The sequence below is a fragment of the Bacteroidota bacterium genome, from assembly GCA_034723125.1.
Lineage (GTDB): Bacteria > Bacteroidota > Bacteroidia > CAILMK01 > JAAYUY01 > JAYEOP01.
The window spans coordinates 1-1778 of the sequence record JAYEOP010000510.1; the positions used below are offsets into that span (position 1 = coordinate 1).

The 1778-nt window shown below is 32.1% G+C and carries 1 protein-coding gene; it reads right to left on the bottom strand.

The window, feature by feature from the left end:
* Positions 1-205 precede the first annotated feature (205 nt).
* Complete coding sequence (rocD, locus tag U9R42_13245) at positions 206-1429, bottom strand: ornithine--oxo-acid transaminase (GenBank protein ID MEA3496985.1); 1224 nt, start codon at positions 1427-1429, stop codon at positions 206-208.
* Positions 1430-1778 lie beyond the last annotated feature (349 nt).

A 1778-nucleotide genomic window follows, 5' to 3' on the forward strand; every position in this document is an offset into this window, starting at 1 on the left:
TTTTAACGCAGTCAGATTGTTTATTATCTTTGTTCCCAAAGGGTTTTCAGAGTTTTTCATATACTTCTTCAAAACTTTTTACATTATCCCGATTTGTTTCAAATTTTTTCATTGTCTATAAAAAACTCTGGAAATCTTAATGCGAATGTATTTATAGAACCTCCCTATAAAAAAGCCGAATCAATTTTGATTCGGCTTTTAAGTTTTATTTAAATAACTTAATTGTTTTTTCGATTATCGAAACGCAATCAAGCAATTGCTCTTCATTCATAACCAGAGGGGGAGCAAACCTAATTTTATCTCCATGTGTTGGTTTGGCAAGCAAGCCATTTTCTTTAAGTGCTACACAAAAATCCCATGCATCTTTTCCTCCTTTAGGCTCAACAATTATTGCATTTAGTAATCCTTTGCCTCGCACAAGTTTTATTACATCAGAATCAATTTCATTTAATTTTTTCCTAAAAAGATTGCCGAGTTTTTCAGCATTTTCTGCAAGCTTTTCTTCTTTCAAAACTTCCAATGAAGCCATTGCTACTCTTGCAGCAACAGGATTGCCACCAAATGTTGAGCCGTGTTCACCCGGTTTTATGGTAAGCATAATTTCATCATTGGCAAGAACTGCTGAAATCGGTAATACACCTCCTGAGAGTGCTTTTCCAAGAATTAAAATATCTGGTTTTACGCCTTCATGATCACAGGCTAATAATTTCCCTGTACGAGCAAGTCCTGTTTGTACCTCATCAGCAATAAATAATACATTATTTTTCTTACAAAGTTCATAAGATTTTTTAAGATAACCTTCATCGGGAACGTAAACACCTGCTTCACCCTGAATAGGCTCAACCAAAAATCCAGCTACATTTGGGTCTTTGAGTGCTTCTTCAAGTGCTTTAAGGTCGTTGTAAGGAATTACTTCAAAGCCAGGAGTATATGGTCCGTATCCTTTTTTTGCATCAGGGTCTGTTGAAAATGAAATAATAGTTGTTGTTCTTCCGTGGAAATTGTTTTCACAAACAATTATTTTTGCTTTGTTTTCTTCAATCTTTTTTACATTGTAAGCCCACTTACGACAAAGTTTAATAGCTGTTTCGTCTGCTTCAGCTCCGCTATTCATAGGAAGCACTTTGTCAAAACCGAAATATTCTGTTATATATTTTTCATAAACACCAAGTGAATCATTGTAAAACGCTCTTGAAGTTAATGTAAGTTTTTGAGCTTGTTTAGTTAATGCATCAACAATCTTCGGATGACAATGTCCTTGATTTACCGCTGAATATGCAGATAGAAAATCATAATATTTTTTGCCTTCAACATCCCAAACATAAACGCCATCACCTTTTTCTAAAACAACAGGTAAAGGATGGTAATTATGTGCACCATATTTATTTTCTAAATCCATTGCTTGTTTTGAAGAAATCTTTTCTGTCATATCTTTTTTTAAATTTAATAGTTACAAATTAATTAGTGAGCAAAGTTAAAATAATATGTGGAAGTAATTAGATATTTTTTTTAAATAAAATTGATTTTGATATTTTGTAATTTATAGATACTACCCAGTGGAAATAAGAAAACTTTGTATTACTCATTATACTTGGGTTTTGAATTAAAAATGGATGTGAATGTAAAAGTCATTAAATTGTCATTAATAGTTATTTAGCCAAGCTGTCATTGGGTTTTGTAACTTAATGACAATTTAATGACAATCAAATGACTACTTTATGACATTAGATTCAAGCGACAGAATACACATAACTCAAGTTTCGCATTTGAATATAAAG

What these genes read in the sequence shown, in the direction of transcription:
- rocD (MEA3496985.1), bottom strand. Translation starts at nt 1,429, where the DNA reads ATGACAGAAAAGATTTCTTCAAAACAAGCAATGGATTTAGAAAATAAA.